This window comes from uncultured Sphingomonas sp., assembly GCF_937871615.1.
Classification (GTDB): Bacteria; Pseudomonadota; Alphaproteobacteria; order Sphingomonadales; family Sphingomonadaceae; genus Sphingomonas.
The window spans coordinates 45,524-69,596 of record NZ_CALMPA010000039.1 but is presented as its reverse complement, the minus strand read 5'-3'; the positions used below and the strand labels follow the sequence as shown (position 1 = coordinate 69,596).

The window sequence follows — 24,073 nt, the reverse complement described above, 5'->3', positions numbered from 1 at the left end:
TCATCCCGATAATTCGCTCGTGTGAATTTCGCGAGCTTTGCCGCTCGCCCATGCGAAGAAGCGCGGCACCGGCGCGTTGCGCGCCATCCACGCGCTATAGGCGCGATAATCGGGATCGGCGGACAGGTGGCGCTCCTCCGTCCGCGCGCGCCAGTAATAGACGCCGCTGACCACACCAAGCAGCAGCGTCGCGCGCGTCGCATCTACGAGGCTGCCGGTTGACAGGATCGGGATGGTGGAGAGCCACCAGAACAGGTTCTTCGACAGATACGCCGGATGCCTCGACCACGCATATGGCCCATGCGTCAGGATGCCGCGATGCGTGAGGTTCGAAAAGCGCATCCCGAACGCCACCGTCGCCCAGGCGTAGATCGCGGTCAGTGCCACCAGCACCGCGCCCAGCGCCGCGAGCAGGATCGGGTGGCCCGCCAGCCAATATGTCCATTCCGCGGTGCCGGGATGATAATCGAGCGGGCCGCCCGCATCCATCAGGATGAACGGCGGATAGCACATCAGCGCCGCCATCCACGCCGCCGCATAGGGGTTTGCCGTGCGGATATGCGCGTCGAGCGGGCGCATGGTCAGCAGATATCCCACCGTCGCGAAGGCCACGTCGATCACGAACATGAAGGTGATGAGCCAGTTCGCCAGCCGCACGGGATCGGTGACCAGCCCGAAGGTGTCGGTGCGGATGAACTCGCCGAATCCGGGCGGCACGATCGCCAGCATGAAGGCGAGGAAGAAGCCCTTCACCGCCCATGAGCGCAGGTGGTTATATATCGCCTCGCGATCCGGCCTGCCCTGCCCGAGCAACCATGCGCCCAGCGCCCATGCCCCGTCGCGCGGCTCGATCAGCCGGCGGTCGAGCCACAGCACATAGGGAATCGAGAGCGCAAACAGGAAGGGCGCGGCACGCTCGAAACACCACATGGCGAACTGGAAATTGCCCTCCCAATAGAAGCGCCCGGTGGCATAGATCAGCGCGATCGCCGCCCAAGTCACCCACAGGCCGGTGAGTTTGGTGAGGCTGATGTCGATCGTTTCGCGCCACGGCCTGGCCGTGGCCCAGTCGATCCCGGTCGAGGGGTTGCGGTGCACCTTGTCGACCAGCAGCGACCACAGGATCATCGGCACGGCGCAGGCCGCGACGTTGACCAGGGCGGCATAGGGGCCGTCCATCCCGAAATGCCGCGCCACCGCGATCCACGCGATCAGCCCGGCGAGCCCGGCGATCCCTACGCCGCGCGACACGGCGGAGGCGGGGCGCGCATCGGCGCCGAGGTTCAGGGCAAGCGCGGGATCGTGCAGCATCGCGCGTTCGCCTAGCGCGGCAATGGTAAGGATCGCGTGAAGGATGCGGGGTTCAGCGCATCGCGCGGAAACCGGCGCGCAATTCCTCGACGAACAGTTCGGGTTGCTCGAAAGCCGCGAAATGGCCGCCGCGCGGCGGCTCGCCCCAATATACGATGTTCGGATAGCGCCGCGCAGCCCAACGCCGCGAGGCACCGAAAATCTCCTTGGGGAACAGGCTGCACGCTACAGGCACCTCGATCCTGCCGGCGGCGAAATCGTTGAAGCTCTCCCAATAGAGCCGTGCCGATGAAGCCGCGGTGCCGGGCAGCCAGTAGAGCATGATGTTGTCGAGCAATTCGTCCATCGTCAGCGCGTTGAGCGGATCGCCGCCGCAATCGCTCCACTCGCGGAACTTCTCGAAGATCCACATCGCCTGGCCGGCGGGCGAATCGGTCAGGGCGTAGCCCAGCGTTTGCGGGCGGGTAGCCTGCTGGCGGGCGTAGCCATTGCCGTCGGCCATATAGCGTTGCAGCGACGCCAATGCCTGCTGCTCCTGCGGCGTCGCGCCGGCGATGTCTTCGGGAGAGGGCGGCGAGACGATCATGTTGACGTGGATGCCCGCCACCGCCGGATCGCCGCTCGCGCCGATCGCCGAAGACACCGCCGAGCCCCAGTCCCCGCCCTGCGCGACGAAGCGATCATAGCCGAGCCGCTTCATCAACGTGATCCAGGCCGCCGCGATGCGCGGAACCGGCCAGCGATCCGCGGGGCGATCCGAAAAGCCGTAACCGGGGAGCGAGGGCACCACGACATGGAAGGCATCGCGCGGGTTCCCGCCATGCGCGGCGGGATCGGTCAGCGGGCCGATCACCTTCAGGAATTCGATCACCGATCCCGGCCAGCCATGGGTGATGACGAGGGGCAGCGCATCCGGCTCGGGCGAAGGCACGTGGAGGAAGTGGATGCCGGCGCCGTCGATCGTGGTGCGAAACTGGCCGATCGCGTTGAGCCGCGCCTCGCACGCGCGCCAGTCATAGCTGTCCCGCCAATAGGCGACGAGCGCCCGCGCGCGATCGAGCGGCACGCCCTGATCCCAGCCATCCACCGTCGCGGGTTCGGGCCAGCGCGTAAGCGCGAGGCGCGCTGCGAGATCGTCCAGTTCGGCCTGCGCGACATTCAGGTAATACGGGGTGATCGCCTCGTTCATCATCCTCTCCCTAATTCACGCCCATGGTTGACCCATGCGGCATTGCTGTGGCAGGCGAGCGCCCGGCGCGCGGGTATAGCACAATGGTAGTGCAGCAGCCTTCCAAGCTGAATACACGGGTTCGATTCCCGTTACCCGCTCCATCCTCCCATTGTCCGTTGATGTTCGTATCCGTCCGGACGCCCCAGGTAACGACTGAAATATCGCGTGGCGAAGCTGTGTCATTGACCCTGTTGAACCGGATCGCTGCCGTGTTACATATGCAATACAGTTGAATGCGATGCGCGAACGCGTCATGTTCGCGGAGCGCTGGAGGAAATGATGGCGACGACCCCCGAGACGATCACCGACGAGCCGGCGTTGAAGCTGACGCCGCCCGATCCGGTTCCGACCGTGCCCGCCGAGAAGGCCGCCGGCCTCGTCCCGGTCGACGATGGCACGAAATCCAGGCTGGAGGAACGCGTCGACCATTTCGTCGAGCAACTGGTGGCACAGGATGCCAATTCGCCCGAATTCGGCAAGCGCGTCGATGCGATCACCGCGATGGGCGCGAAGGAAATCCGCGACGCCGCCGGCCAGTCGAACCGCTTCCTCGATCGCCCGGTGCGCGCGATGGATCAGGAAACCGGGGTCGGCAAGGATCTGGCACAGCTCCGCCGCGTCGTTGAAGACCTGGATCCCGGCCGGAAGGGCAATCTCTCCGCGCCGCAGAAGCTGTTCGGGATCATCCCCTTCGGCAACAAGATGCGCAATTATTTCGACTCCTATAAGTCGAGCCAGACGCACATTTCCTCGATCCTGCGCAGCCTTGCATCGGGCAAGGACGAACTGCTGATGGACAATGCCGCGATCGACACCGAGCGCGCGAACCTGTGGTCCGCGATGGGCCGGCTGGAACAGATGATCCATCTGTCCAAGCTGATGGACGGCAAGCTTGAGGACAAGGCGAACGACCTCGACGCGACCGAGCCGGCCAAGGCGAAGGCGATCCGCGAGACGGCGTTGTTCTACGCCCGCCAGCGCACGCAGGATCTGCTGACGCAGATGGCGGTGACGGTGCAGGGCTATCTCGCGCTCGATCTGGTCAAGAAGAACAATGTCGAGCTTATCAAGGGCGTCGATCGCGCCTCCACCACCACCGTTTCGGCGCTGCGCACCGCCGTCACCGTGGCGCAGGCGATGACCAACCAGAAGCTGGTGCTCGATCAGATCACCCAGCTCAACACCACCACCGCCAACATCATCGATTCGACCGGCAAGCTGCTGCGCGCGAACACCGCGCGCATCCATGAGCAGGCCGCGTCTTCCGCGATCCCGCTGGAAACGCTGCAACGCGCATTCCAGAATATCTACGACACGATGGACGCGATCGACACATTCAAGATGAAGGCGCTCGATTCGATGAAAACCACGGTCGACACGCTGGGCCGCGAAGTGGAGAAATCGCGCGGCTATATCGCGCGGGCCGAGGGTGCGGCGCAAAACCAGATCGCCGCGCCGCAGGATGATTTCAAGCTGGAGTCGGTGTGAACGACACCCCGGATCAAACGATCGCCGCGGCCCGCGCGGCATATGAGCGGATCACCGGCGCGCGCTACGACAGCAACTATATGGCGCGTCGCCGGCGCGGCGCGGGCGCGAAGCGGCTCGGCCAACGGCTGGCGCGGATCGCGATCGCCGATGCGGTGATCCTGATCGCGGCGGTGGCGATCGGGCTGGTCATGCCGCTTGGCATCATGGGGGCGACGGCGGTGATGGCCCTGCTGCTCGCCGCGACGGTGACGCTGGCGATCTGGCCGGCTGACGCGCCGGTCGCGCCGGAGCGATTGCGCCAGGCCGATATCCGCGCGCTGCCGACGCAAACCGCGCGTTGGCTCGACGCGCAACGCCTGGCGCTTCCCGCACCGGCGATATCGGTCGCCGATCGGATCGGGGTGCGGCTCGATACGCTCGGCGCGCAACTGGCCGCGCTGCAACAGGAAACACCCGCCACCGCCGAAATCCGCCGGCTGGTGGGCGAGCAGCTTCCGGAATTCGTCCGTGATTATCAGCGTGTTCCGCGCGAATTGCGCGCCACCCCGCGCAACGGCAAGACCCCGGATCGGCAGCTTGTCGACGGGTTGGAACTGATCGAGCGCGAGATCGGGCAGATGTCCGAGGAACTCGCGCAGGGCGATCTCGATTCGCTCGCCACGCGCGGGCGCTATCTCGAAATCAAATATCGCGGCGAGGAATCCTGAGCCATTTCGCCTGGGCGGTGGCGACAATGCGATGCGGATCGGCTAGCCAATCTGCATGACTGATCGCGTGCTGAGCTTCGAAGGCATCCACAATTTCCGCGATTATGGCGGTTACGACACGCCAGCGGGCCGCATCCGCACGGGGCTTTTGTGGCGCTCCGGCCAGCATGGCGACGCCACGCCGGGCGATCTCGCCAGTGTCGCCGCGCTCGGCATCGCCACCGTGGTCGATCTGCGCGGCGATATGGAGCGGCGGATCAGCCCGTGCCTGCGGCATCCCGGATTCGATGGTGTGGTGATCTTCGCCCCCGGCGAGACGACCGGCAGCGAACTCGCCCCGCATGAGGAGGCAGGGGCCGGAATCACCACCGCCGATGAGGCGCGCGCCGGGATGAAGCGGCTTTACGCCACCATGCCGTATCGCGATGTGCTGATCCGCTCGCTCAGGCTCTATTTCGAAGCGCTGGAGACGCGCGGCGCGGCGAGCCTGCTCCACTGCCTTGCCGGCAAGGATCGCACCGGGCTGGCGGTCGCGCTGTTTCACCATCTGCTGGGCGTGAACGACGATGAGGTGATGGCGGATTATCTCCTCACCAACACCGCCGGCGATCCCGCGCGCCGCATCGCCAGCGCGGCGGGCTCGGTCCGCGAGCGTTACGGCCCGCGGATGAGCGATGAGGCGGTGATCGCGCTCATGTCGGTCGAGGCGGACTATCTCCGCACTGCCTTTGCCGCGATCCGCGAGCGGCATGGCGATATCGCGCGCTATGCCGAACAGGTGCTGGGCGTGGACGCCGCCCGACGGGAGGCGATCGCCGCGCGCATGATCGGCTGAGCCGGCTTAGCGATCGAACGCCAGACCCCATAGCAGGATCGCGTTCAGCACCACGATCACGCCAGCGATCACCCAGGCGAGCGCCCGGAGCCAGCGCGGCGCGGCGTGGGCGCCCATCACCCTGCCGCTGCCGGTGAAGGCGACCAGCGGGATGACCGCGAACGGCAATTGCATACTGAGGATCACCTGGCTGAGCAGCAGCAGCCTGGTCGCGCCGCCATCGCCCATCACCACCACCACCGCGACCGCCGGCACCAGCGCCAGCCCGCGCGTAACCACCCGCCGCAGCCACATCGGCATCCGCAGATCGAGGAACCCCTCCATCACGATCTGCCCGGCGAGCGTGCCCGTTACGGTTGAGTTCTGCCCGCTCGCCAGCAGCGCGATGGCGAACACCGTGCTCGCCGCGCCCACGCCAAGCATCGGCGCCAGCAGGCGGTGCGCATCCTCGATCTCCGCCACATCGGTGCGCCCCGCTACGTGGAAGGTCGCCGCCGCCAGCACCAGGATCGCGGCGTTGATGAAGAATGCAAGGCCAAGCGACACGGTGGAATCAATCGTCGCCATGCGGATCGCCTCGCGCCGCTCCCCTTCGGCGGGCCCGAAGGCGCGGGTCTGCACGACGGCGGAATGAAGGTAGAGATTGTGCGGCATCACCGTGGCGCCGAGGATGCCGATCGCGATATAGAGCATCGCCGGATTGCGGACGATCTCGGCGGTCGGCACCAGCCCGCGCGCCGCCGCGCGCCAGTCCGGCCCGGCCCAGATCAGTTCCAGCGCGAAACAGCCGGCGATGATGATGAGCAGCGCGGCGATAAACGCCTCCAGCCGCCGGAAGCCGAAACGCTGCAACGCGAGGATCAGGAGCACATCGAGCGCGGTGACGCAGACGCCGGCGACCAGCGGCAGGCCGAACAGCAACTGGAGCGCGATCGCCGTGCCCAGCACCTCCGCCAGATCGCAGGCGACGATCGCGATCTCGCACAGCACCCACAGCACCATCGACACGCGGCGCGAATAATAAGCGCGACACGCCTGCGCGAGATCGAGCCCCGCCCCAATTCCAAGCCGCGCGGCCAGCGCCTGAAGCACGATCGCCATCAGGTTCGACAGCAGCACGACCGAGAGCAGGGCATAGCCGAACGCCGATCCCCCGGCGATGTCGGTCGCCCAGTTGCCGGGGTCCATATAGCCGACCGCGACCAGCCAGCCCGGCCCGGCAAAGGCGAGGAATTTACGCCAGAAACCGGCGCCGCGCGGCACGGGGATCGTGGCATGGCTTTCCGGCAGGGAACGCATCGTCTGAATGAGGGACCGGGTCATCCCGGCCTCAATGCGGGACGGTGCGATGCGGTTCAACCGCGATTCACGATCAATGGAAACAGGCTTGCCGAAAGCCGCCGCTGGCGGCACCTTCGCCCGATGCACCGCCTCCCCCCGCTCGCCGCCGCGCTGGTTCTCGCCGCTTCGTCATGGAGCGCCTATGCCGCGGAGCCGATCGCCGGGCGCTATTTCACAGCCGATGGATCGGGCATCGTCGCTGTCGTCGCGTGCAACAATGCGATGTGCGGCAAGCTCGCGACGATCGTGAAGCCGACGCCGGGAGCGCCGACGACGGATGTGAAGAATCCCGATCCCGCGCTCCGCACGCGCCCGTTCCTCGGAATGCCGATCCTGCTGGGCCTCACCGATCAGGGCAAGGATTGGCGCGGCGAAATCTACGATCCACGCCGGGGCAAGACATTCAAGTCGATCGTCGTCCGCAACGCGGATGGCTCGCTCAACGTGCAGGGCTGCGTCGCGATGTTCTGCCAGACGCAGGTGTGGCGACCGGCGCGGTGAGGGCGGGCGACTGGCGGCGGCGGGAAGCGCCGCAATAATGGCCGTTCGCAAGGTGGCGCATTTTGCCGCGCGAAGCGGAGGGCGAAATGATGAGTGAAGGCGTTTACAGCCCAATGCTGATGGTTTGCGTCACCGGCTTGTTCGGATGGCTCCTCGTCAATGGCTTTCGCTTCGGCACTATGGAGTGCGGTTATTTCGGCCTCCATCTATCGGGGAACCGCCAAAGCGAGCCAGGTAAATTCTGGGCCGCAACCGCGCTACTCGCAATCCCCTTCTGCCTTGGAATTATCGGCACCGCTGCGATGGTACTTTGGCCTCACGGGATCGGCAGCTAACCACCTACCTCAAGCCGTTCGCTGGCGCGAAACCGGCCGCCAGCACCGGGCAGGCCGTTGGCGCCGCAGTTGTTGCCGTTTCCGGTGCGGTTGGCCATTCTCGATTGCAGACATAGCCGCGCTGGTTGATGCTGCTCGTATGAGCGACGACAATTTAGCCTGGCTCAGCCGCTGGTATCTGGCCCAATGCGATAGCGACTGGGAGCTCTCCTACGGAGTAAAGATCGACACGATCGACAACCCCGGCTGGTCGCTGAAGATCGACTTGGCCGACACGCAGATGCAAGGTCGAGCCTTCGAGCGCGCGGAACATGGTGAGCCTAGCGGTGATCTGGAGGAATGGCAGCGGACCGGAAGCTGGTGGGTCGCGCGCCTAGAAGGCGACACCTTTGCCGTTGCCTGCGGACCGCTGGACTTACTGGCTGCCATTGGAGTCTTTCGGCAATGGGTCGAGGCGTCAGGATAAGTGGCCGGTTTTCGCTTATCTTCGACGAAAGCCGCTAGGCTGCTTCCCACCCAATCCTGGCTGTTTGCCCCGCAAATTCACGCGGGCACGAACTGCCCTGCTAACGCCCGGACACGCCAACCTCGCCGCCTGGTCAGGTTATGCCGCTCCCCCACATTCACACCGGCGCGGCATCCACTCCCGCGCCATAATGGTGCCAGGTGAAGATCGCCGCCGCGCCGCGATGGGGGCGCCATGCTTCGGCGAGGTCTCGGGTCAGTTTCTCGCTCGGGCGGGTTTCGTGGCCGAGGATACGCCCCACCTCGATCTGCACCGCCAGATCGCCCGCCGGCCAGATATCGGGGCGCCCTTCGGCGAACAGCAGATAGATTTCCGCCGACCAGCGACCGATGCCTTTCACGCGAATCAGGTTCGCGATCGCTTCCTCGTCGTCAGCGGGAAGGTTGGCGAGATCGAGCCGCCCGCTCAGCACTTCATCGGCGAGGCTGCGCGCATAGCCCGATTTCTGGCGCGAAAAGCCGCAGGCGCGCAGTTCCTCGTCACTGGCGCGCGCGACGATTGCCGGATCGGTGGGGTCGCCGATCTGCGCTTCCAGCTTGCGCCAAACGGCGTCTGCCGCCTTCACGCTCACCTGCTGCCCGACGATCGTGCGCAACAGCGTGGCATAGCCGCGATCGCGAATCCGGGGCGCGGGATAGCCGACGCGGGCGAGCGCGGACGCGAATTTGGGCTCGATCACCCCCAATTCGTCGATACCCGCGCGAAGTTGCGCCTCGCTCAGCCCCATTGCGGCATCTCGCGAAGGAAGGCATGGGGCTGGGAAATTTCAACGGAGAGCATGATGCCGAAGCTTATCGTCGTAACGCGGGATGGGGAAGAGCGCGCGCTGGACGGCGAAGCGGGTCTGTCGGTGATGGAGGTGATCCGCGATGGCGGCATTGATGAGATCCTGGCGCTGTGCGGTGGCTGCTGCAGCTGCGCCACCTGCCACGTCCATGTCGACCCGGAATTTGCGGCCAAACTGCCGGCGATGAGCGAGGACGAGAACGACCTGCTCGATTCGTCAAGCGATCGCGACGCGCACTCGCGCCTGTCGTGCCAGATTCCGTTCACCGCGGAGCTTGACGGCCTGAAGGTGCGCATCGCCGAAGAAGACTGACGGGCGAAGGCGCGCGGGCCGCACGCCGGTGCGCAAAGCGTATCGCCCGACACGGCCAGCGGGCCGCGCCAGCGGACCCGTCCGACGGCGGCTTTGCCGTCGTCGCTTGGTGGCAGGATAGCTTCCCCGGCTTCGCGCCGGGGTTCACGGCGCGCCGCCCGCACGGTGACGGCGCAGCGCTTTCCTACCCGCGCGCCGCGACCGCATAGAGCGCGATCGCGGCGGCGTTCGATACGTTCAGGCTCTCGACCTTCGGTGAGATCGGCAGCTTGGCGAGCTGATCGCAATGCGCCTCGGTGTTCTGGCGCATTCCTTCGCCCTCGGCGCCCAGCACGATCGCGATCCGCTCATTGCCGATCGCCTCGCCCAGCGTCAGCGTGGCATGGCCGGTCAGCCCGATGCGCCAGAAACCCGCCTCCGCGATTTCCTCCAGCGCGCGGGCGAGATTCACCACGCGCACCCATGGCACGGTTTCCAGCGCGCCCGAGGCGGATCGCGCCAGCACCCCGGATTCGGGCGGCGCGTGGCGATCCTGCGTGATGATGCCCAGCGCATCGAATGCCGCCGCCGAGCGCATGATCGCGCCGACATTATGCGGATCGGTCACCTGATCGAGCACGACTAGCGGGCGCCGATCGTCGCGCCCCTGTTCAAGCAGGTCGCCCAGCCAGATTTCCTCCAGCGGATCGACCTCGGCCACCAGCCCCTGATGCGGCGCATCGCTGGGCACCATGCGACCGAGATCGGCGACATCGGCGAAGACCACCGGCAGGTCCGACGGGAGATCGAGACCGGCCAGCGCCTCGCGCGTGCCCCACATCTTGCGCACGACGCGTTCGGGGTTGGCCAGCGCCGCGATGACGGCGTGGCGCCCCCAGAAGCGCGTGCGGCCTCCGCTGGGCTTGGAGGGGCGGTGTCCACGACGGGCCATCAGTTGTTTTCCGGATAGGCAAAGGGATCGGTGACAACCGGCTTGGTCGGCAGCGGCGGCCGGGGCAAGGGCTTTTCGGCATTGGCCGCATTCAGCAGGAAGGAGGCAAGGATCGTCGCGCCCTGCCGCATATCATCCGCCTTCAGGTGATCGAAGGTGTCGGCGGACGAATGATGCGTGCGGCTGCCGTAATCGAGCGGATCCTGAATGAACTGGAAACCGGGCGCGCCAACCGCCTGCATGAACACGTGATCGGTCCCGTCGGTCGGCGCGATCGCCACCTGCGTCATCCCCATCGCGCGGAACGGCGCCATCCATTCGGCGAATATCTTGCCCGCCGCCGGATTGTTCTCGGCATAGATGCCGCGCAGTTTGCCGGAGCCATTGTCGATATTGAAATAGGCCGCAAGCGCATCATAGCCCGGCTGCCTGTTGATCGGCCAACGCTTGCCCCATTCGTAATAGCGCCGCTGGCCGGTGAGCGGCGGATCGTTCGCCGCGCCGCGCGTGGCGAGATTCTTTTCCACCCAGGCAAGGCTGCCGAGCAGCGCCTGCTCCTCGCCCGTCCATAGCGCGAAGCGAATCGTCCGCTTCGGGCGCACGCCGAGCGTGGAGAGGATGCGCGCCGCCTCCATTATCATCGCCGAACCGGCGGCATTGTCCGTCGCGCCGTCACCCGCCACCCAGCTATCGAGATGCGCGCCGGCCATCACATATCCCGCCTTGGGATCGGTGCCGGGGATTTCCGCTAAGATATTGTAGGCGTTGACGTCGCTGTCGTCATAATGCGTCAGGCTGTTGATTTCGAGCGTCGGGGCATCGCCGGTCTTCGCCAGCCGCGCGAGCCGGCGATAATCCTCCGCCGCGATCTGCACGCCGGGCAGGGCGGGGGATTTGCCCGCCTCGAACATATAGCCTTCGCCGTGCAGCAGCATCCCGTCGCGATAGGAGATGGTGGCATAGGCGAGCGCGCCCTCCGCCTTCAGGAAGGCATCGCGCTGTTCCTCGAAATCGGCGTGCTCCAGCGTGCGCTTGTCGGCATCGGGATCGAATTTCGGCTGTTCGAACTCGTCGAGCTTGGCGAGTTCCTCGCCGGTATAGCGGCGGAACGGCGCCCGCGTGCTCTCCGATCCGGTGCCGGGCTGCGAGACCAGCACGATCTTGCCGGCGAGCTTGCCCTTATATTGCGCGAAATCCTGCACGCGCTTCATTGGCGCGACGAAGATCGGCGCGCTCAACGTGCCATTGGTCGGCGGCGTCCAGGCGATCGGGATCGCGGTCAACTGGATCGGGCGCGGCGTCACCATCCGCACGCTCGATTTTTCGATCCACCAGCCGCGCCCGAACAGATAGCCTTCCTTGTGGACGTTCTTCAGCCCCCAGTCGCGAAATCTCGCCTGCGTCCATTCCTCCGCCTTGCGGATCGCGGGTGAATTGGTGAGGCGCGGGCCGATCACGTCGGTCAGATGCTGCGCGGTTAGCATCACCTGCGAATGGCTCATGCCCTCGTCGATGATTCGCGCGGTAGCCGCCTGATCCTGGGCGAGAGCCTGAAACGGCACGGTGATGACCGCCGCCGCCGCGAGCAACAGATGTCGCATATGCCTGTGTCTTCCCTTCCGGCGTTATTTTGTTGCGCGATGCTATGCCCGTCGCCCGCGATGAACACCAGTGCGTTGACACCGCCGCCCGGCTTCGGCATTGGGCGCCCTCGCTTCGACGAAGCGACACCTGGGAAGGGTGGCCGAGTGGTTAAAGGCAGCAGACTGTAAATCTGCCCACGCAAGTGTACGCTGGTTCGAATCCAGCCCCTTCCACCACCGCTCGTCGAAGCGGTTCCTCCGGACAGATACGGTGATATCGCGGCAGAAGCTGCAAAGCGCGGCCCCGCGGCGAAGCCGCACGGGCCGCCGTTCACTCCCGGATATCAGGATCGAGACAGGATGCGCAGGGCGCTTACCAGGCGGTCGATCTCACCGATCCCGGTAAAGATGCCCGGCGTGACGCGAACACATGCCCCGCGCGCAGGCCCGTCACGATCGACGGTGAAGATGCCGAAGCGATCGAGCAATTGCTTCGCCAGCGCGCGATTGTCGGCGATGCTGGTGCGCCCGCTCATCCGGAATGAGGTCAGTGCGCAGGTCATGCGCGGATCGCTCGGGGTCAGAACGTCGATCGCCGGCAGGCCGCGGGCCTGTTCGGCCCAATGGTCCCGCAGATGGCGCAGGCGCGCTTCCTTGGCGCGGGCACCGATCCGCTGGTGGAAATCGAGTGCGTCGTTGACCGTCAGCAGCGCGGCGATATCGGTGGTGCCGGTGTGGATGCGCTGCTGCGTGGTATCGCGCGGCGCGGCATCCTCGCCAATATTCACGTCTATCGCATCGAGCCGATCGCGTCGGATATAGATCACGCCCACGCCGAGCGGTGCGCCGATCCATTTCTGGCAGGTGAACCCGACGAAATCGGCGCCAAGATCATCGACCTTGAAATCGAGCTGCCCCCAGGCGTGCGCGGAATCGACGATCACGTCGACGCCGCGCTGTCGCGCCATGGCGACAATCTCGCGCACCGGCAGGACGAGCCCCGTCCGGTGGCTGACATGGGTGAGCAGCATCAGCCGCACGCGTGGATGCGCGGCCAGCGCCGCCGCATAAGCGTCGATTACGCCCTGATACGTCGCTGGCTCGGGCAGCGCGATGCTGATCGCCTCCAGCCCCCGCCGCCGCGCGACCGAGCGGATCCCGGCCTGCATACTGTCATAATCGAGATCGGCATAAAGCAATTGATCGCCGGGTCGCAGCCGGTTGTAGCCGCCGATCAGCGAAAGGAGTGCTTCGGTCGCGCCGCGCGTGAAGGCGATCTCCGCCGGCGCGGTGCCCAGTTCGGCGGCGACGCGCGCGCGGATCGCCGCTGCGTCCGCGCCGAAACCACGTCGCGAATAATAAGACGTATCCGTGTTCACCTGCGCCAGCCGGCGCTGATAGGCCGCCAGCACCGGGCGCGCCATCGCGCCCCAATTGCCGTTTTCGAGCTGGACGATGCCGGTGGGCAGATCGAACTGGCGCGCGACGCGGCGCCAATAGGCTTCGTCATCGGGCGCCGCGCCACCGGCGGGAAGATCATCGGCGCGCGCGGCAAGCGGGACGGCAAGCGCCCCGGTTGCCGCCGTGATGCTCAGCACCTGCCGGCGCGTAGGGTTGCTCGTCATCTCGCTCCTGCCTCAATATTTGAATTCGAGGCGCGCGTAATAATTGCCGCCGTTGGTATCGTATGGTGAGTTGCGCGAATAGACGAGGCCGCGGCTGGCCTGGAACAGCGCCTTGTCGGGATAGGTGTTGAAGATATTCTCCGCGCCGATCCGCACGGCGACCCGCTGGTTCACCGCATAGCTGACCGAGGCGTCGAAAAAGGCAAGGCCGCCGAAACGCTGGAAGATATCGCCGGTGGCATTGCCGCTCGAATCCGTCCACGCCCCATAATAACGGCTGCGGGCGAGCAGCGTCAGCTTGCCGATGTCATAGGTTATCGTCCCGGTGGCGTTGTGCCGGGGAAGGCCGTTTTCGAAGATCGTGCGCTGCGTTACGCTGTTCGCGCTGGTCAGCGAGCCGGAGATCACCTTGGTATCGGTAAAGGAATAAGCAGCGGTCGCGTTGAGGCGGCCCGGCCCGACGGGGTGATTGTACGACAGCACGAAATCCAGCCCGCGCGTGCGGGTGTCGAAATCATTGGTGAAGAAGTTCACGTTGGTGAAATCGCCCGCGCCCGCCACGCCGAGCGCGACGAGCTGGGCGCGGATCGCCGGGGTCACGACAAAGGTGGGAGAGAGGCTGAAGCGCTTCGTCACCTTGATCTGATAGATATCGAGCGAGCCGCTCAGGCCGCTGCCGGTGCGCCATACGAAGCCGGCGGTCGCGGTTTTCGATTCCTCGGGTTCGAGCGCCTTCGCGCCGAAGAACGCCGCGACGGGATTGAGCGGCGAGAGGCGGCCTGTGGTGAACAGTTGCAGCGTTTTGGTATCCAGCCCCTGGCTGATGCTGGTCGCGTTGAGCTGGCCGGGGCTGGGGGCCTTGAACCCGGTTGAAAACGCACCGCGCACCGCGATGCCGGGCGCGAACTCATAACGTGTCGCGATCTTGTAATTGAACGTGTTGCCGAACGTGTCGTAATTCTCGTCGCGCAGCGCGCCCTCGATCGTCCACGCCTCGGTCAGCGGCACCTGCACGTCGAGATAACCGGCATAATCGGTCTGGCTCCACGATCCTGCCTGCGAGGGGCCGAAGCCCGGAAACCCGTTCGACTGCGCCGCCAGCCCCGCCGCCGCGCCGGGGCCGACCGCATAGGAGGCCGGATCGCCGGCGATCACCTGATAGGTCTCGACCCGCCGCTCCGCGCCGAACGCGATGCTCACCGGGCGGGGCAGGCCCGCCATATCGAGTTGATAGACGGCATCGGCGTTGAGATTGAACTCGCGTTGAATCTGGTGGCCGAGATTGAAATTGAACGGGCTTTTCGGGCCGAGCGAGGCGTTGATCGAATTGTTCAGCACGAATTGCGTGTTGTTCACGCCATAAGACGCGCTCAAATCCCAGGTGAAATTCCCGCTGCCGGTGCGGCGTACGCCGCCCACCGCCTGGCCGTCCTTCGCCCGGATGCCCTCATGGGGGGTGAAACCGGCCGGGAAAAGCTTGTTGAGATCCCAGCCGGGGAAGATCGCGGTGGTGCCGAAGATATTCGCGTTGGTCGACGGATTGCGCCAGTTGATATCGTTCATGCCGCGCGTGCGGGCGAATGTGCCGAACGTGTAAAGTTCGATCCCCGGCGCGATCGGCGTGGCGGCATCCACCACCAGCTTCAGCGCCTTTACCTCCGGGTTGCCCCAGTTCTGCACCGGATCGGGCACCTTGATCTGCGGATTGGCGGCCTGAAACGCGATCGCGTCCGGGCGCTGGCGGGTGCGCGAGGTTGCGCTCGCATTGCTGTATTCGCCGGCGATGACGAGGTGGCCGCCGCCTTGCAGCCTGAAGCCGGCGCGGGCACCCGCCTGCCACTGCGTGCCGTCTCCCGCATAATATTGCGAGCCTTGGGCATAGGCCGAGAAGCCGGGCTTTTCATCGAGCATGACGTTGACCACGCCCGCGATCGCATCCGAACCATATTGCGCCGACGCGCCATCGCGCAGCACCTCGACATGGCTGATCGCATAGGAAGGAATCTGCGCGAGATCGGCGGCCTGCGCGCCGCCGCTGCCGAGGAATGCCGAGCGGTGGAAACGCTTCCCGTTAATCATCACCAGCGTCATGTCCGGCGACAGGCCGTTGAGCGACGCCGGGCGGACGAACTGCAGGCCATCCGACGAGGGAAGGCGCTTCACGCTGAACGAAGGGATCAACTGCGCCAGGCTGCCGTCCAGGCTGCTGGAGACGGTGGATTGCAGCGTCTTGGCGGAGAAAACGTCGATCGGCGACAGGGCGGTGAACTGCGTCTGCGCCTGCGATCGGGTGCCGGTGACGATGATGAGGTCGGCGGTTTCAGTGTCATCGCCGGGAGCCGGGGCGCCGCTGGCGGGCGGGGCATCGGCGGCATGGGCCAGCGCCGGCATCGCCAGCATCGAAATCACCACCAACCCACTGTATCCGAAACGAAACACCGAATTCATCTGTTGCCCTCCTGGCAGGTTCCAGGCGGGCCTATCGCAGTGGCGGATGACGCATTGGCGACGGGCGGGTTACGTAAATGAGAAACCGTGGCGGCGATGGCTTAGGTCGCTGTTGCGGTGTATTCGCGGGCCCGGTGGCGTGGCGCGGCGAGCGATCCGTTCAGACGGGCTGGCGGCGGCTTGAAAACGCTTTGCGCGCTGGCTCTAGTCGCAATGCAGCAAATGCGCTATCGGCGCGCGCAACGCCGCGCGCCCTGCGGCCATTCCAGGAACACCGATGAATCTGCGCAACATCGCCATCATCGCGCACGTCGATCATGGCAAAACCACTCTCGTCGATCAGCTTTTCCGCCAATCCGGCACGTTTCGAGAGAATCAGCGCGTCGAGGAACGCGTCATGGACTCGAACGATCTGGAGCGGGAGCGCGGCATCACGATCCTTGCCAAGCCCACTTCGATCGAGTGGGAAGGCACGCGGATCAACATCGTCGACACCCCCGGCCACGCCGATTTCGGCGGCGAGGTGGAACGCATCCTCTCGATGGTCGACGGCGTGATCCTGTTGGTCGATTCGGCTGAAGGCGCGATGCCGCAGACGAAGTTCGTCACCGGCAAGGCGCTGGCGCTGGGCCTGCGCCCGATCGTCGTGGTCAACAAGGTCGATCGCAGCGATGCGCGTATCCAGGAAGTGCTGGACGAGGTGTTCGATCTGTTCGTGACGCTTGAGGCGTCGGACGAACAGCTTGATTTCCCCGTGCTTTATGCCTCTGGCCGCAACGGCTACGCCTCAACGGACATGGATGCGCGCGAAGGCACGCTGCGCCCGATGTTCGAAACGATCGTCAATCATGTGCCGCCGCCCAACCTGGACAAGGACGCGCCGTTCACCTTCCTGGTGACGCTGCTCGATCGTGACAACTTCCTTGGCCGCATTCTCACCGGGCGGGTCAATTCGGGCACGGTGAAGCTCAACCAGCCGATCCACGCGATGGATAACGACGGGAAGATCGTCGAAACCGGGCGCGCGTCGAAGATCATGTCGTTCCGCGGGCTGGATCGTGTGCCGGTCGATGAGGCCAAGGCGGGCGATATAATCTCGATGGCCGGCCTGACGGTGGCGACGGTGTCGAACACGATCTCGGACACCAGCGTTCTGGAGCCGCTGCACGCGCAGCCGATCGACCCGCCGACGCTGTCGATGCGGTTCGCGGTGAACGATTCGCCGATGGCCGGGCGCGAAGGCAGCAAGGTGACCTCGCGGATGATCCGCGATCGCCTGTTCCGCGAAGCCGAATCGAATGTCGCGATCAAGGTGACCGAGGCTGCCGACCGTGACAGCTATGAAGTCGCCGGGCGTGGCGAGCTTCAGCTCGGCGTGCTGATCGAGACGATGCGCCGCGAAGGCTTCGAACTGGGCATCAGCCGCCCGCGCGTGCTGTTCGGCGAGGACGAGGACGGCAAGAAGACCGAGCCTTATGAAACCGTCGTGATCGACGTGGACGAGGAACATTCGGGCACGGTCGTCGAGAAGATGAACCTGCGTAAGGCCGAGCTGACCGACATGCGCCCGTCGGGCGGCGGGAAGACCCGCATCACCTTCAGCGCGCCCTCGCGCGGGCTGATCGGCTATCATGGCGAATTCCTGTCCGACACGCGTGGCACCGGGATCATGAACCGATTGTTCGAGAAATATGGCCCGCACAAAGGGAATATCGAAGGCCGCAAAAATGGCGTGCTGATCTCGAACGGCGCGGGCGAGGCCAATTCCTATGCGCTCGGCCCGCTCGAAGAACGCGGCATCCTGTTCGTCGGCCACGGCGAGGCGCTCTACGAAGGCATGATTATCGGCGAGAACGCCAAGACGGATGACCTTGAGGTCAATCCGATGAAGGCGAAGCAACTGACGAACTTCCGCGCAAGCGGCGGCAAGGATGATGCGATCCGCCTGACCCCGCCGAAGAAGATGACGCTGGAACAGGCGATCGCCTATATCGACGACGACGAGATGGTCGAGGTGACGCCCAAGTCGATCCGGCTGCGCAAGCGCCACCTCGATCCGCACGAGCGCAAGCGCGCGTCGCGGGCGAAGCAGGCGGCGTAACCTCCTGAAAGCGCCCCTCCCCCTTGGGGGAGGCGTTGGGGTGGGGCCTGGCCGCAGGCAGCAGTCTTGGTGAGACATCCCCCACCCCTGAAGGGGAGGGGCTTAATCAATAAGAAAAAGGGCGGGGTGGCATCAGCCATCCCGCCCTTTTTTCGTGCGCCCGTCCGGGCATCGCCCGACGCAGGATGCCTTGGGCGGATCGGCCAGCGACCCGCCCAAGGCGTTCGATCAGTTGAAGCGGCCGGAAACCGACACGCCGATCACGCGCGGCTCGTTGAACACCGCCGCCATATAGTTTTCGATCACGCCCTTCAGGTTCTTCTCGCCCGTGACGTTCCGCGCGAAGGCGGCGATCTCATACTTCTTGTCCGGCGTGGTGTAGCCGGCCTTCAGGCCGAGTTCGAGGTTGCCGTTCGCGTAGAACTCCTTCGTGCGATAGAGCACGAAGTTGGTGTAGCCCTGCACATTGGCATCGGCGCCGACGAAGAAATTGCCGCCATTGCCAAGCGGGATATCATAACGCACCGCCCCGTCGATGTTGAACGTCGGCGCGTTCGGCAGCGAATTGCCGTTGATCGACGCGAAATAATTGTTGCCGACCTTAATCATCGGATCGAGCACGGTGCGCACGACCTGCCCGTTGAGCGCGCAGACCTGCGCGTAGACGCGGCTGTCCTTGATCTTCGTGTGCAGTGCGCTCGCGCCCAGCGTGAAGGTGATGTTGCGGATCGGGCGCCACTCGGCCTCAGCCTCGATGCCATAGGCATTGGCGTGGTTGGCGTTGAACAGCACGCCATTGCCGAACTCGTCGTTGCCGTTGAGCTGGATGTTCTTCACCGTATAGGCGAAGGCCGTGGCGTTGAAGCGCAGGTTCGAGGTCGGCTGCGATTTGAAGCCGGCTTCATACGACATGATCGTTTCCGAATCCGCCGTGGTGAAGGCCGCGCCGAACACCGCCGAACGCCCCTGGATCGTCGGGCCACGGAAGCCGCGCGCGACGCGGGCGTAGAGGTTCACGTCCGGGTTGACCGCATATAGCGCGGAGATATCCCAGCTCGGTTCCTTGCCGGTGAGCTTCACGTTGCGCGGCGCGTTGGCCGGGAAGTTCACCGTGGTGCCCGCGGCGTTCATCGCGGCCTGAAGCAGCGTGGTTTCCTTGCGATCCTCGGTGTAGCGCGCACCGGCGGTCAGCGTCAGCTTGTCGAGCGTGTAGCTGGCCTGACCGAACACCGCCCAGGACGTGTTCACGTCATGCAGCCGCACCCAGTTGTTCGGATTGTTCGCGGGCGGCGTCAGGAAATAGGCGCGCTGATAGAAATCGGTGATGTCGCGGCTGTCGAAATAGAAGCCGCCGAACTGCCACTTGAACGCACCGCTATTGTTCGACGAGAGGCGCAGTTCCTGCGTCCACTGATCGAGCCCGCGCAGATAGCCTTCGCTCTGGCCGAAGCCGTTGGGTTGGCCGTTGACGGGGAAGTTCACCGCCGCGCCGCCATCGGTATCGCCGCGGCTATAGCCCGAGGAATGCTCGTAAGCGGTGATCGAGGTCAGCGTCGCGCCGCCGAAATTCCACGCCGCGCGCACCGACGCGCCCTGCGTCTTGTATGCCTGCGGATTGCCGGCGGCTTCGTCATAGGCAACGGCGTTGCGCGGCTCGGCCTGAACATTGTTCGAGCCCTTCTTCAGCGCGGCGCGATGGAACAGCGTCGAGGTGCCGTCATAATCGCGGACATGGCCCGAGACGTCGACCGAGAAATTGTCGGTCGGGGTGAACAGCAACTGGAGGCGGGCGTTGCGATCGTTGAAACCGCCCATCTGCTTCTTGCCGCCCGTGGTGCCATCAGCGCCGACGCCGGTGAAATTGTTGTCGACCCAGTTATCGCGATGCTGCCACAGGCCCGAAACGCGGAACGCCAGCTTGTCGGCGACGATCGGGCCGCCGATGCCGACGTCCGCCGACACGGTATTGTAGCTGCCCCATGAGGCGGTGCCACGGCCTTCCCAGTCCATCGTCGGCTTGTTCGTGTCGAACTTGATGATGCCGGCGGTGGTGTTGCGACCGAACAGCGAGCCTTGCGGGCCGCGCAGCACTTCGACCTGTGCCACGTCATATACCGGGTTCGATTTCAGCACGACATGTTCAAGCACCACGTCGTCCTGGATGATCGACACCGGCTGCGACGCGCCGAGATAGAAATCGACGTTGCCGAGGCCGCGGATGTAGAAGCGCGGGAAGATGCGGCCGGTCGTCGTTTCGACATACAGGCTCGGCACGCGGCCGGAGAGGGCGAGGATGTCTTCGCCCGCCGCCTGGAAATTGCGCATATCCGCGCCGCTGACGGCGGCGACCGAAACCGGCACGCGCTGCATATTCTCGCTGCGGCGTTCGGCGGTGACGACGATTTCGCTCAGCCCGCTGCCTTCGGTGGCTGCGGCGGCGGTGTCGGCGGTCTGGGCGTATGCGGGGGCCGCGAAAACGGCGAGGCCGGCAGCCGCGCCCGCGAGCAGCACGGGGCGGAAGCGATGACGAATGGACACGTTGGTTCCCTCTTTGCTTTTAATCCGACGGGTTTACCGCAGCACGAAAGACGCGAACGGCGCTCCCCTGATGGGCGCGCGCGATTGCGTTCTCCGTCTTAATGCCGCTGTGAACCTGCTGGGGGTGGCCGCTAGAGGCGGTTTGTGTCCGAAAGATGAAATGCCGCCGCATTCCGGGCGCTTGCATCAACCTTTGGACATCGCCGTGATGATTTCCCATTCGGTGTTGCCGACGGGTGACACCGACAACCGTGACTGGCGGAGCATCGCCAGGCTGGCAAGCCCCGGCGCCGCCTTCATTGTGGCGAGCGTAACGGGAAAGGGAAGGGGGGCGACCGGCCTGATCGCGACCGATACCCAATTGCCTTCCGCGCCGTCCTTCCGCGGCCCGCGCGTCACCTCCGCGATGCCGACCGCGGCCTTGTCCTTCCCGCTATGGTAGATCAGCGCATGGTCGCCCGGCTGCATCGCGCGCAGATGCGCGGCGGCGGCATGGTTGCGGACGCCATCCCATTCGGTGGCGCCATCGCGCACCAGATCGTCCCACGAATAGCTTTCGGGTTCTGATTTCAGCAGCCAATGGGGCATGATCGCGCACCTAAACCGGGGGTGAATGTCATATTCCGGCCCCATTCAGCCCGACTCGCCTAGCAAAGGCAACACGGTCGCATCATTGTGCGTTGGTCAGGCGGACCGCTGTATGAGTATTTGGAGGTTCGATATGAATGGCTTTCTGAAAAAGGCGGGCCTTGGGGTCGCGCTGGCCGCGACCGCGCTCGTTTCCGCGGCGCCTGCGGAGGCGCAGCGGTGGGGCGGTTATCGCCACTACGGGCATCGCGGCGGTGACGCTGCCGGTGCGGCGATCGTCGGCGGCATTATCGGCCTTGGCGTCGGCGCGGCGATCGCGTCGAGCAACCGCGATCGCTATTATGATCGCCGCTATTATGATCGCGATTATTATTACGCGCCGCCGCCCGAGCCATATTATTACGACAATTATCGGCCCTATTATCCGCGCTGCTGGACCAGTTTTCGCTGGGATCCCTATTGGGGCCGCGATGTGCCGGTACGCGTCTGCCGCTGATCGGGCGCGCGCTGAACGATGTCACGCAGCGACGGCGCGGGGTTCCCCCCGCGCCGTTTTTGCGTTGGTTCGGCGGCGATGATCCGCTAAGCGCGCGGCGCATGAGCGATACCATTCCCGACCATCTGTCGATCGACCCCCGCAGCCCGCATTTCCACCGCGACGCGCTGGAGCGCGGCGTCGGCATCCGTTTCAAGGGTGTCGAGCGCAAGGATGTGGAGGAATATTCGATTTCCGAAGGCTGGATCCGCGTTGCGCTGGGCAAGAAGGTTGATCGCCATGGCCGCCCGCTGACGATCAAGCTTTCCGGCCCGGTCGAGGCATGGTTCGAGCGCCCGGCGGAAGAAACGAACGAGGGCGAGGAAGCCTGATACCGGGGGATCGCCGGCTGAACGGCGATCCCGATCAAATAGGTTCTGGCCGGGCTTGGCCCCTTCCCGCGTATGGAAGGGGCGCGGCTTATGCGTCCTCCAGCGCCTCGCTCGCCTCCAGCCAGCGCGCCTCGGTGGCGTCGATCCGCTCGGTGAGCGCGGCGCGACGCTTCATCAATTCTGTCATGGTGAGTTTGGCGAGCGCCGGCTCCGCGCCGGATGGGTCGAACATCGCGCGGTCGATCGCCGAACGCTCGTTCGTCAGCTTCGCCAATTCGGTTTCGGCGGCCTGTGCTGCCTTGCGCATCGCCTTGGCCGCTTCGCGCTTTTCGGCGGCGGCGCGGCGCTCCTCCTTACGATTGGCCTTCGAGCCTTCGGTCTTTGGCTCCTTCGCCAGCACCATCGCGACATAATCGTCGAGGCTGCCGTCGAATTCATGCGCGGTGCCGCCATCGACCAGCACCAGCCGGTCCGCCGTCAGCTCCACCATATGCCGGTCATGGCTGACGATCAGCACCGCGCCCTTGTAGCCGGCGAGCGCCTGCACCAGCGCCTCACGCGCATCGACATCAAGGTGGTTGGTCGGTTCGTCGAGGATCAGCAGGTGCGGCGCGTCACGCGTAATCAGCGCCAGCGCCAGCCGCGCACGTTCCCCGCCGGACATCTTGCCGACCTTGCCCGTCGCGCGATCGCCCGAAAAGCCGAAACGGCCAAGCTGCGTGCGCACCGCCGCCGGCGTGGCGCGCGGCATCACCCGCGTCATATGCGCGAGCGGCGTATCGTCGGCGTCCAGCTCCTCCACCTGATATTGGGTGAAATAGCCCACCTTCATCCGGTTGGAGGAAGCCATATCCCCCTCCATCGGCGCGAGCTGCGCGGCGATCAGACGGGCAAGCGTGGTCTTGCCGTTGCCGTTGCGCCCGAGCAGCGCGATGCGATCATCAGGATCGAGCCGCAGGTTGATCCGTTTGAGCACCGGCGTGTCGCCATAGCCCGCCACGGCATGATCCAATGTGATGAGCGGCGGGCGCAGCGGCTCGGGATCGGGGAAGTCGAACGACAAAGTGGGATCGTTGGCGACCTCGGCGATCGGCTGGAGCTTGGCGAGCATCTTGGCGCGGCTCTGCGCCTGTTTCGCGGTGGAGGCGCGGGCGGAATTGCGCGCGACATAATCCTGCAACTTGGCGCGCTGCGCATCCTGATTGGCGCGGGCGGCGGCCAGTTGCGCCAGGCGCTCGGCGCGCTGGCGTTCGAACGAATCATAGCCGCCGACGTAGAGCGTGGTCTTTCCGCCTTGCAGATGCAGGATGTGATCGACGACATTGTTGAGGAAATCGCGCTCGTGGCTGACCACCACGATCGTCGCGCGATAGGATTTGAGGAAATCCTCCAGCCACATCACCGCTTCGAGATCGAGGTGGTTCGAAGGTTCGTCGAGCAGCAGCAGATCGGGTTGCGAGAACAGCAAAGCGGCGAGCGCGACGCGCATCCGCCAGCCGCCGGAGAAGCTGTCCAGCGGGCGCTGTTGCGCGTCTTCGTCAAAGCCAAGGCCGACGAGGATGCGCGCGGCGCGGGCAGGGGCGGCATGGGCGTCGATCGCGATCAGCCGCTCGTGAACCTCGCCGATCCGATCGGGATCGGTCACCGTTTCGGCCTCGTGCATCAGGCGCGCGCGTTCCACATCGGCGGCGAGCACCGTTTCGAACGGCGTGGTCTTTCCTGCCGGCGCCTCCTGCGCGATATAGCCGACGCGCGCGCCACGCGGCATCTCGATCGCGCCGCCATCCGGCTCGATCATCCCGGCGATCGCCTTCACCAGGGTCGATTTGCCCGCGCCGTTGCGCCCGATCAGCCCGACACGGCTGCCCGGCGGAAGCGAGGCGCTGGCGCCGTCGAGGATCGCGCGCCCGCCAAGACGGACGGTAATGGCATTGAGGGTAAGCATGGCCGCGCGCCTAGCAGAACGGGGCGGATGCCGCCACACCGACCGTAACGGGGAATGCGCGCGCCTACTT

General features: G+C 65.3%; 21 protein-coding genes and 2 tRNA genes. 12 read left to right on the top strand and 11 right to left on the bottom strand.

Annotated elements, in window-relative coordinates:
* The gene (locus Q0316_RS10315; RefSeq protein ID WP_298671937.1) at nucleotides 1–1,311 is read right to left on the bottom strand and encodes an isoprenylcysteine carboxylmethyltransferase family protein; all 1,311 of its coding nucleotides are present in this window, start codon (nucleotides 1,309–1,311) and stop codon (nucleotides 1–3) included.
* A gap of 52 nt (nucleotides 1,312–1,363) precedes the next feature.
* Nucleotides 1,364–2,500 (bottom strand): epoxide hydrolase family protein, encoded by a 1,137-nt coding sequence (locus Q0316_RS10310; RefSeq protein ID WP_298671933.1) that lies wholly within the window; start codon nucleotides 2,498–2,500, stop codon nucleotides 1,364–1,366.
* 69 nt (nucleotides 2,501–2,569) lie between these two features.
* On the opposite strand from Q0316_RS10310, the gene Q0316_RS10305 reads away from it, so the two are divergent.
* The 4 genes from Q0316_RS10305 to Q0316_RS10290 all read left to right on the top strand — a co-directional run bounded on the left by Q0316_RS10305 (nucleotide 2,570) and on the right by Q0316_RS10290 (nucleotide 5,575).
* Nucleotides 2,570–2,643: transfer RNA gene (locus Q0316_RS10305), tRNA-Gly, on the top strand.
* A 178-nt stretch (nucleotides 2,644–2,821) separates the two neighbouring features.
* Nucleotides 2,822–4,030 (top strand): toxic anion resistance protein, encoded by a 1,209-nt coding sequence (locus Q0316_RS10300; protein WP_298671930.1) that lies wholly within the window; start codon nucleotides 2,822–2,824, stop codon nucleotides 4,028–4,030.
* Nucleotides 4,027–4,740: a hypothetical protein gene (locus Q0316_RS10295; protein WP_298671928.1), complete on the top strand. Its 714-nt coding sequence runs from the start codon at nucleotides 4,027–4,029 to the stop codon at nucleotides 4,738–4,740. The genes Q0316_RS10300 and Q0316_RS10295 overlap by 4 nt, the downstream gene beginning before the upstream one ends.
* 55 nt (nucleotides 4,741–4,795) lie before the next feature.
* Nucleotides 4,796–5,575, top strand: a complete 780-nt coding sequence (locus Q0316_RS10290; RefSeq protein ID WP_298671927.1) for a tyrosine-protein phosphatase — start codon at nucleotides 4,796–4,798, stop codon at nucleotides 5,573–5,575.
* A 6-nt stretch (nucleotides 5,576–5,581) separates the two neighbouring features.
* Here the strand turns inward: Q0316_RS10290 and Q0316_RS10285 are convergent, their stop codons facing one another.
* The gene (locus Q0316_RS10285) at nucleotides 5,582–6,874 is read right to left on the bottom strand and encodes an Nramp family divalent metal transporter (protein WP_298671926.1); all 1,293 of its coding nucleotides are present in this window, start codon (nucleotides 6,872–6,874) and stop codon (nucleotides 5,582–5,584) included.
* A gap of 123 nt (nucleotides 6,875–6,997) precedes the next feature.
* On the opposite strand from Q0316_RS10285, the gene Q0316_RS10280 reads away from it, so the two are divergent.
* The 3 genes from Q0316_RS10280 (at nucleotide 6,998) to Q0316_RS10270 (ending at nucleotide 8,218) form a co-directional block, all read left to right on the top strand.
* Nucleotides 6,998–7,417: a DUF2147 domain-containing protein gene (locus tag Q0316_RS10280; RefSeq protein WP_298671925.1), complete on the top strand. Its 420-nt coding sequence runs from the start codon at nucleotides 6,998–7,000 to the stop codon at nucleotides 7,415–7,417.
* Between the two features lie 86 nt (nucleotides 7,418–7,503).
* Complete coding sequence (locus Q0316_RS10275) at nucleotides 7,504–7,752, top strand: hypothetical protein (RefSeq protein ID WP_298671924.1); 249 nt, start codon at nucleotides 7,504–7,506, stop codon at nucleotides 7,750–7,752.
* Nucleotides 7,753–7,891: 139 nt separating this feature from the next.
* Nucleotides 7,892–8,218, top strand: a complete 327-nt coding sequence (locus Q0316_RS10270) for an immunity 53 family protein (RefSeq protein WP_298671923.1) — start codon at nucleotides 7,892–7,894, stop codon at nucleotides 8,216–8,218.
* 157 nt (nucleotides 8,219–8,375) lie between these two features.
* Here Q0316_RS10270 and Q0316_RS10265 read toward each other — a convergent pair whose 3' ends face one another.
* Nucleotides 8,376–9,005 (bottom strand): DNA-3-methyladenine glycosylase 2 family protein, encoded by a 630-nt coding sequence (locus tag Q0316_RS10265; RefSeq protein WP_298671922.1) that lies wholly within the window; start codon nucleotides 9,003–9,005, stop codon nucleotides 8,376–8,378.
* Between the two features lie 54 nt (nucleotides 9,006–9,059).
* On the opposite strand from Q0316_RS10265, the gene Q0316_RS10260 reads away from it, so the two are divergent.
* The gene (locus tag Q0316_RS10260) at nucleotides 9,060–9,377 is read left to right on the top strand and encodes a 2Fe-2S iron-sulfur cluster-binding protein (protein WP_298671921.1); all 318 of its coding nucleotides are present in this window, start codon (nucleotides 9,060–9,062) and stop codon (nucleotides 9,375–9,377) included.
* Nucleotides 9,378–9,561: 184 nt separating this feature from the next.
* Here the strand turns inward: Q0316_RS10260 and rlmB are convergent, their stop codons facing one another.
* Both rlmB and Q0316_RS10250 read right to left on the bottom strand, forming a co-directional pair.
* A complete protein-coding gene (gene rlmB, locus Q0316_RS10255) occupies nucleotides 9,562–10,308 on the bottom strand; it encodes a 23S rRNA (guanosine(2251)-2'-O)-methyltransferase RlmB (protein ID WP_298671919.1) in 747 nt (248 codons plus the stop codon).
* The gene (locus tag Q0316_RS10250; RefSeq protein WP_298671916.1) at nucleotides 10,308–11,909 is read right to left on the bottom strand and encodes a M20/M25/M40 family metallo-hydrolase; all 1,602 of its coding nucleotides are present in this window, start codon (nucleotides 11,907–11,909) and stop codon (nucleotides 10,308–10,310) included. The genes rlmB and Q0316_RS10250 overlap by 1 nt, the downstream gene beginning before the upstream one ends.
* Nucleotides 11,910–12,042: 133 nt before the next feature.
* Here Q0316_RS10250 and Q0316_RS10245 point away from each other — a divergent pair.
* A tRNA-Tyr gene (locus Q0316_RS10245) sits at nucleotides 12,043–12,128 on the top strand.
* Nucleotides 12,129–12,235: 107 nt separating this feature from the next.
* On the opposite strand, the gene Q0316_RS10240 is transcribed toward Q0316_RS10245, so the two are convergent.
* Both Q0316_RS10240 and Q0316_RS10235 read right to left on the bottom strand, forming a co-directional pair.
* Nucleotides 12,236–13,516, bottom strand: coding sequence for an aminotransferase class V-fold PLP-dependent enzyme (locus Q0316_RS10240; protein ID WP_298671913.1), 1,281 nt, complete (start codon nucleotides 13,514–13,516; stop codon nucleotides 12,236–12,238).
* A 12-nt stretch (nucleotides 13,517–13,528) separates the two neighbouring features.
* Nucleotides 13,529–15,964, bottom strand: coding sequence for a TonB-dependent receptor (locus Q0316_RS10235; protein ID WP_298671911.1), 2,436 nt, complete (start codon nucleotides 15,962–15,964; stop codon nucleotides 13,529–13,531).
* Between the two features lie 277 nt (nucleotides 15,965–16,241).
* Between Q0316_RS10235 and typA the strand changes: the two genes are divergently transcribed.
* The gene (gene typA, locus Q0316_RS10230; RefSeq protein WP_298671909.1) at nucleotides 16,242–18,065 is read left to right on the top strand and encodes a translational GTPase TypA; all 1,824 of its coding nucleotides are present in this window, start codon (nucleotides 16,242–16,244) and stop codon (nucleotides 18,063–18,065) included.
* Nucleotides 18,066–18,293: 228 nt separating this feature from the next.
* Here the strand turns inward: typA and Q0316_RS10225 are convergent, their stop codons facing one another.
* Together Q0316_RS10225 and Q0316_RS10220 are read right to left on the bottom strand one after the other, a co-directional pair.
* Nucleotides 18,294–20,597: a TonB-dependent receptor gene (locus Q0316_RS10225; protein ID WP_298672106.1), complete on the bottom strand. Its 2,304-nt coding sequence runs from the start codon at nucleotides 20,595–20,597 to the stop codon at nucleotides 18,294–18,296.
* Nucleotides 20,598–20,789: 192 nt separating this feature from the next.
* Entirely contained in the window at nucleotides 20,790–21,191 is a 402-nt protein-coding gene (locus Q0316_RS10220; protein WP_298671907.1) for an EVE domain-containing protein, read from the bottom strand.
* Between the two features lie 133 nt (nucleotides 21,192–21,324).
* On the opposite strand from Q0316_RS10220, the gene Q0316_RS10215 reads away from it, so the two are divergent.
* A complete protein-coding gene (locus Q0316_RS10215) occupies nucleotides 21,325–21,687 on the top strand; it encodes a hypothetical protein (protein WP_298671905.1) in 363 nt (120 codons plus the stop codon).
* Between the two features lie 101 nt (nucleotides 21,688–21,788).
* Nucleotides 21,789–22,058: a DUF3297 family protein gene (locus tag Q0316_RS10210; RefSeq protein ID WP_298671903.1), complete on the top strand. Its 270-nt coding sequence runs from the start codon at nucleotides 21,789–21,791 to the stop codon at nucleotides 22,056–22,058.
* 88 nt (nucleotides 22,059–22,146) lie between these two features.
* Here Q0316_RS10210 and Q0316_RS10205 read toward each other — a convergent pair whose 3' ends face one another.
* Nucleotides 22,147–24,003: an ABC-F family ATP-binding cassette domain-containing protein gene (locus tag Q0316_RS10205; RefSeq protein ID WP_298671900.1), complete on the bottom strand. Its 1,857-nt coding sequence runs from the start codon at nucleotides 24,001–24,003 to the stop codon at nucleotides 22,147–22,149.
* Nucleotides 24,004–24,073 lie beyond the last annotated feature (70 nt).

Coding starts and splice junctions, on each gene's coding strand:
- rlmB (WP_298671919.1), bottom strand. CDS start 10,308: ATGGCCCGTCGTGGACACCGCCCCTCCAAGCCCAGCGGAGGCCGCACG.
- Q0316_RS10280 (WP_298671925.1), top strand. CDS start 6,998: ATGCACCGCCTCCCCCCGCTCGCCGCCGCGCTGGTTCTCGCCGCTTCG.
- Q0316_RS10310 (WP_298671933.1), bottom strand. CDS start 2,500: ATGAACGAGGCGATCACCCCGTATTACCTGAATGTCGCGCAGGCCGAA.
- Q0316_RS10270 (WP_298671923.1), top strand. CDS start 7,892: ATGAGCGACGACAATTTAGCCTGGCTCAGCCGCTGGTATCTGGCCCAA.
- Q0316_RS10315 (WP_298671937.1), bottom strand. CDS start 1,311: ATGCTGCACGATCCCGCGCTTGCCCTGAACCTCGGCGCCGATGCGCGC.
- Q0316_RS10290 (WP_298671927.1), top strand. CDS start 4,796: ATGACTGATCGCGTGCTGAGCTTCGAAGGCATCCACAATTTCCGCGAT.
- Q0316_RS10265 (WP_298671922.1), bottom strand. CDS start 9,005: ATGGGGCTGAGCGAGGCGCAACTTCGCGCGGGTATCGACGAATTGGGG.
- Q0316_RS10210 (WP_298671903.1), top strand. CDS start 21,789: ATGAGCGATACCATTCCCGACCATCTGTCGATCGACCCCCGCAGCCCG.
- Q0316_RS10250 (WP_298671916.1), bottom strand. CDS start 11,909: ATGCGACATCTGTTGCTCGCGGCGGCGGCGGTCATCACCGTGCCGTTT.
- Q0316_RS10275 (WP_298671924.1), top strand. CDS start 7,504: ATGATGAGTGAAGGCGTTTACAGCCCAATGCTGATGGTTTGCGTCACC.
- Q0316_RS10240 (WP_298671913.1), bottom strand. CDS start 13,516: ATGACGAGCAACCCTACGCGCCGGCAGGTGCTGAGCATCACGGCGGCA.
- Q0316_RS10285 (WP_298671926.1), bottom strand. CDS start 6,874: ATGCGTTCCCTGCCGGAAAGCCATGCCACGATCCCCGTGCCGCGCGGC.
- Q0316_RS10260 (WP_298671921.1), top strand. CDS start 9,060: ATGCCGAAGCTTATCGTCGTAACGCGGGATGGGGAAGAGCGCGCGCTG.
- Q0316_RS10220 (WP_298671907.1), bottom strand. CDS start 21,191: ATGCCCCATTGGCTGCTGAAATCAGAACCCGAAAGCTATTCGTGGGAC.
- Q0316_RS10215 (WP_298671905.1), top strand. CDS start 21,325: ATGAATGGCTTTCTGAAAAAGGCGGGCCTTGGGGTCGCGCTGGCCGCG.
- Q0316_RS10235 (WP_298671911.1), bottom strand. CDS start 15,964: ATGAATTCGGTGTTTCGTTTCGGATACAGTGGGTTGGTGGTGATTTCG.
- typA (WP_298671909.1), top strand. CDS start 16,242: ATGAATCTGCGCAACATCGCCATCATCGCGCACGTCGATCATGGCAAA.
- Q0316_RS10300 (WP_298671930.1), top strand. CDS start 2,822: ATGGCGACGACCCCCGAGACGATCACCGACGAGCCGGCGTTGAAGCTG.
- Q0316_RS10205 (WP_298671900.1), bottom strand. CDS start 24,003: ATGCTTACCCTCAATGCCATTACCGTCCGTCTTGGCGGGCGCGCGATC.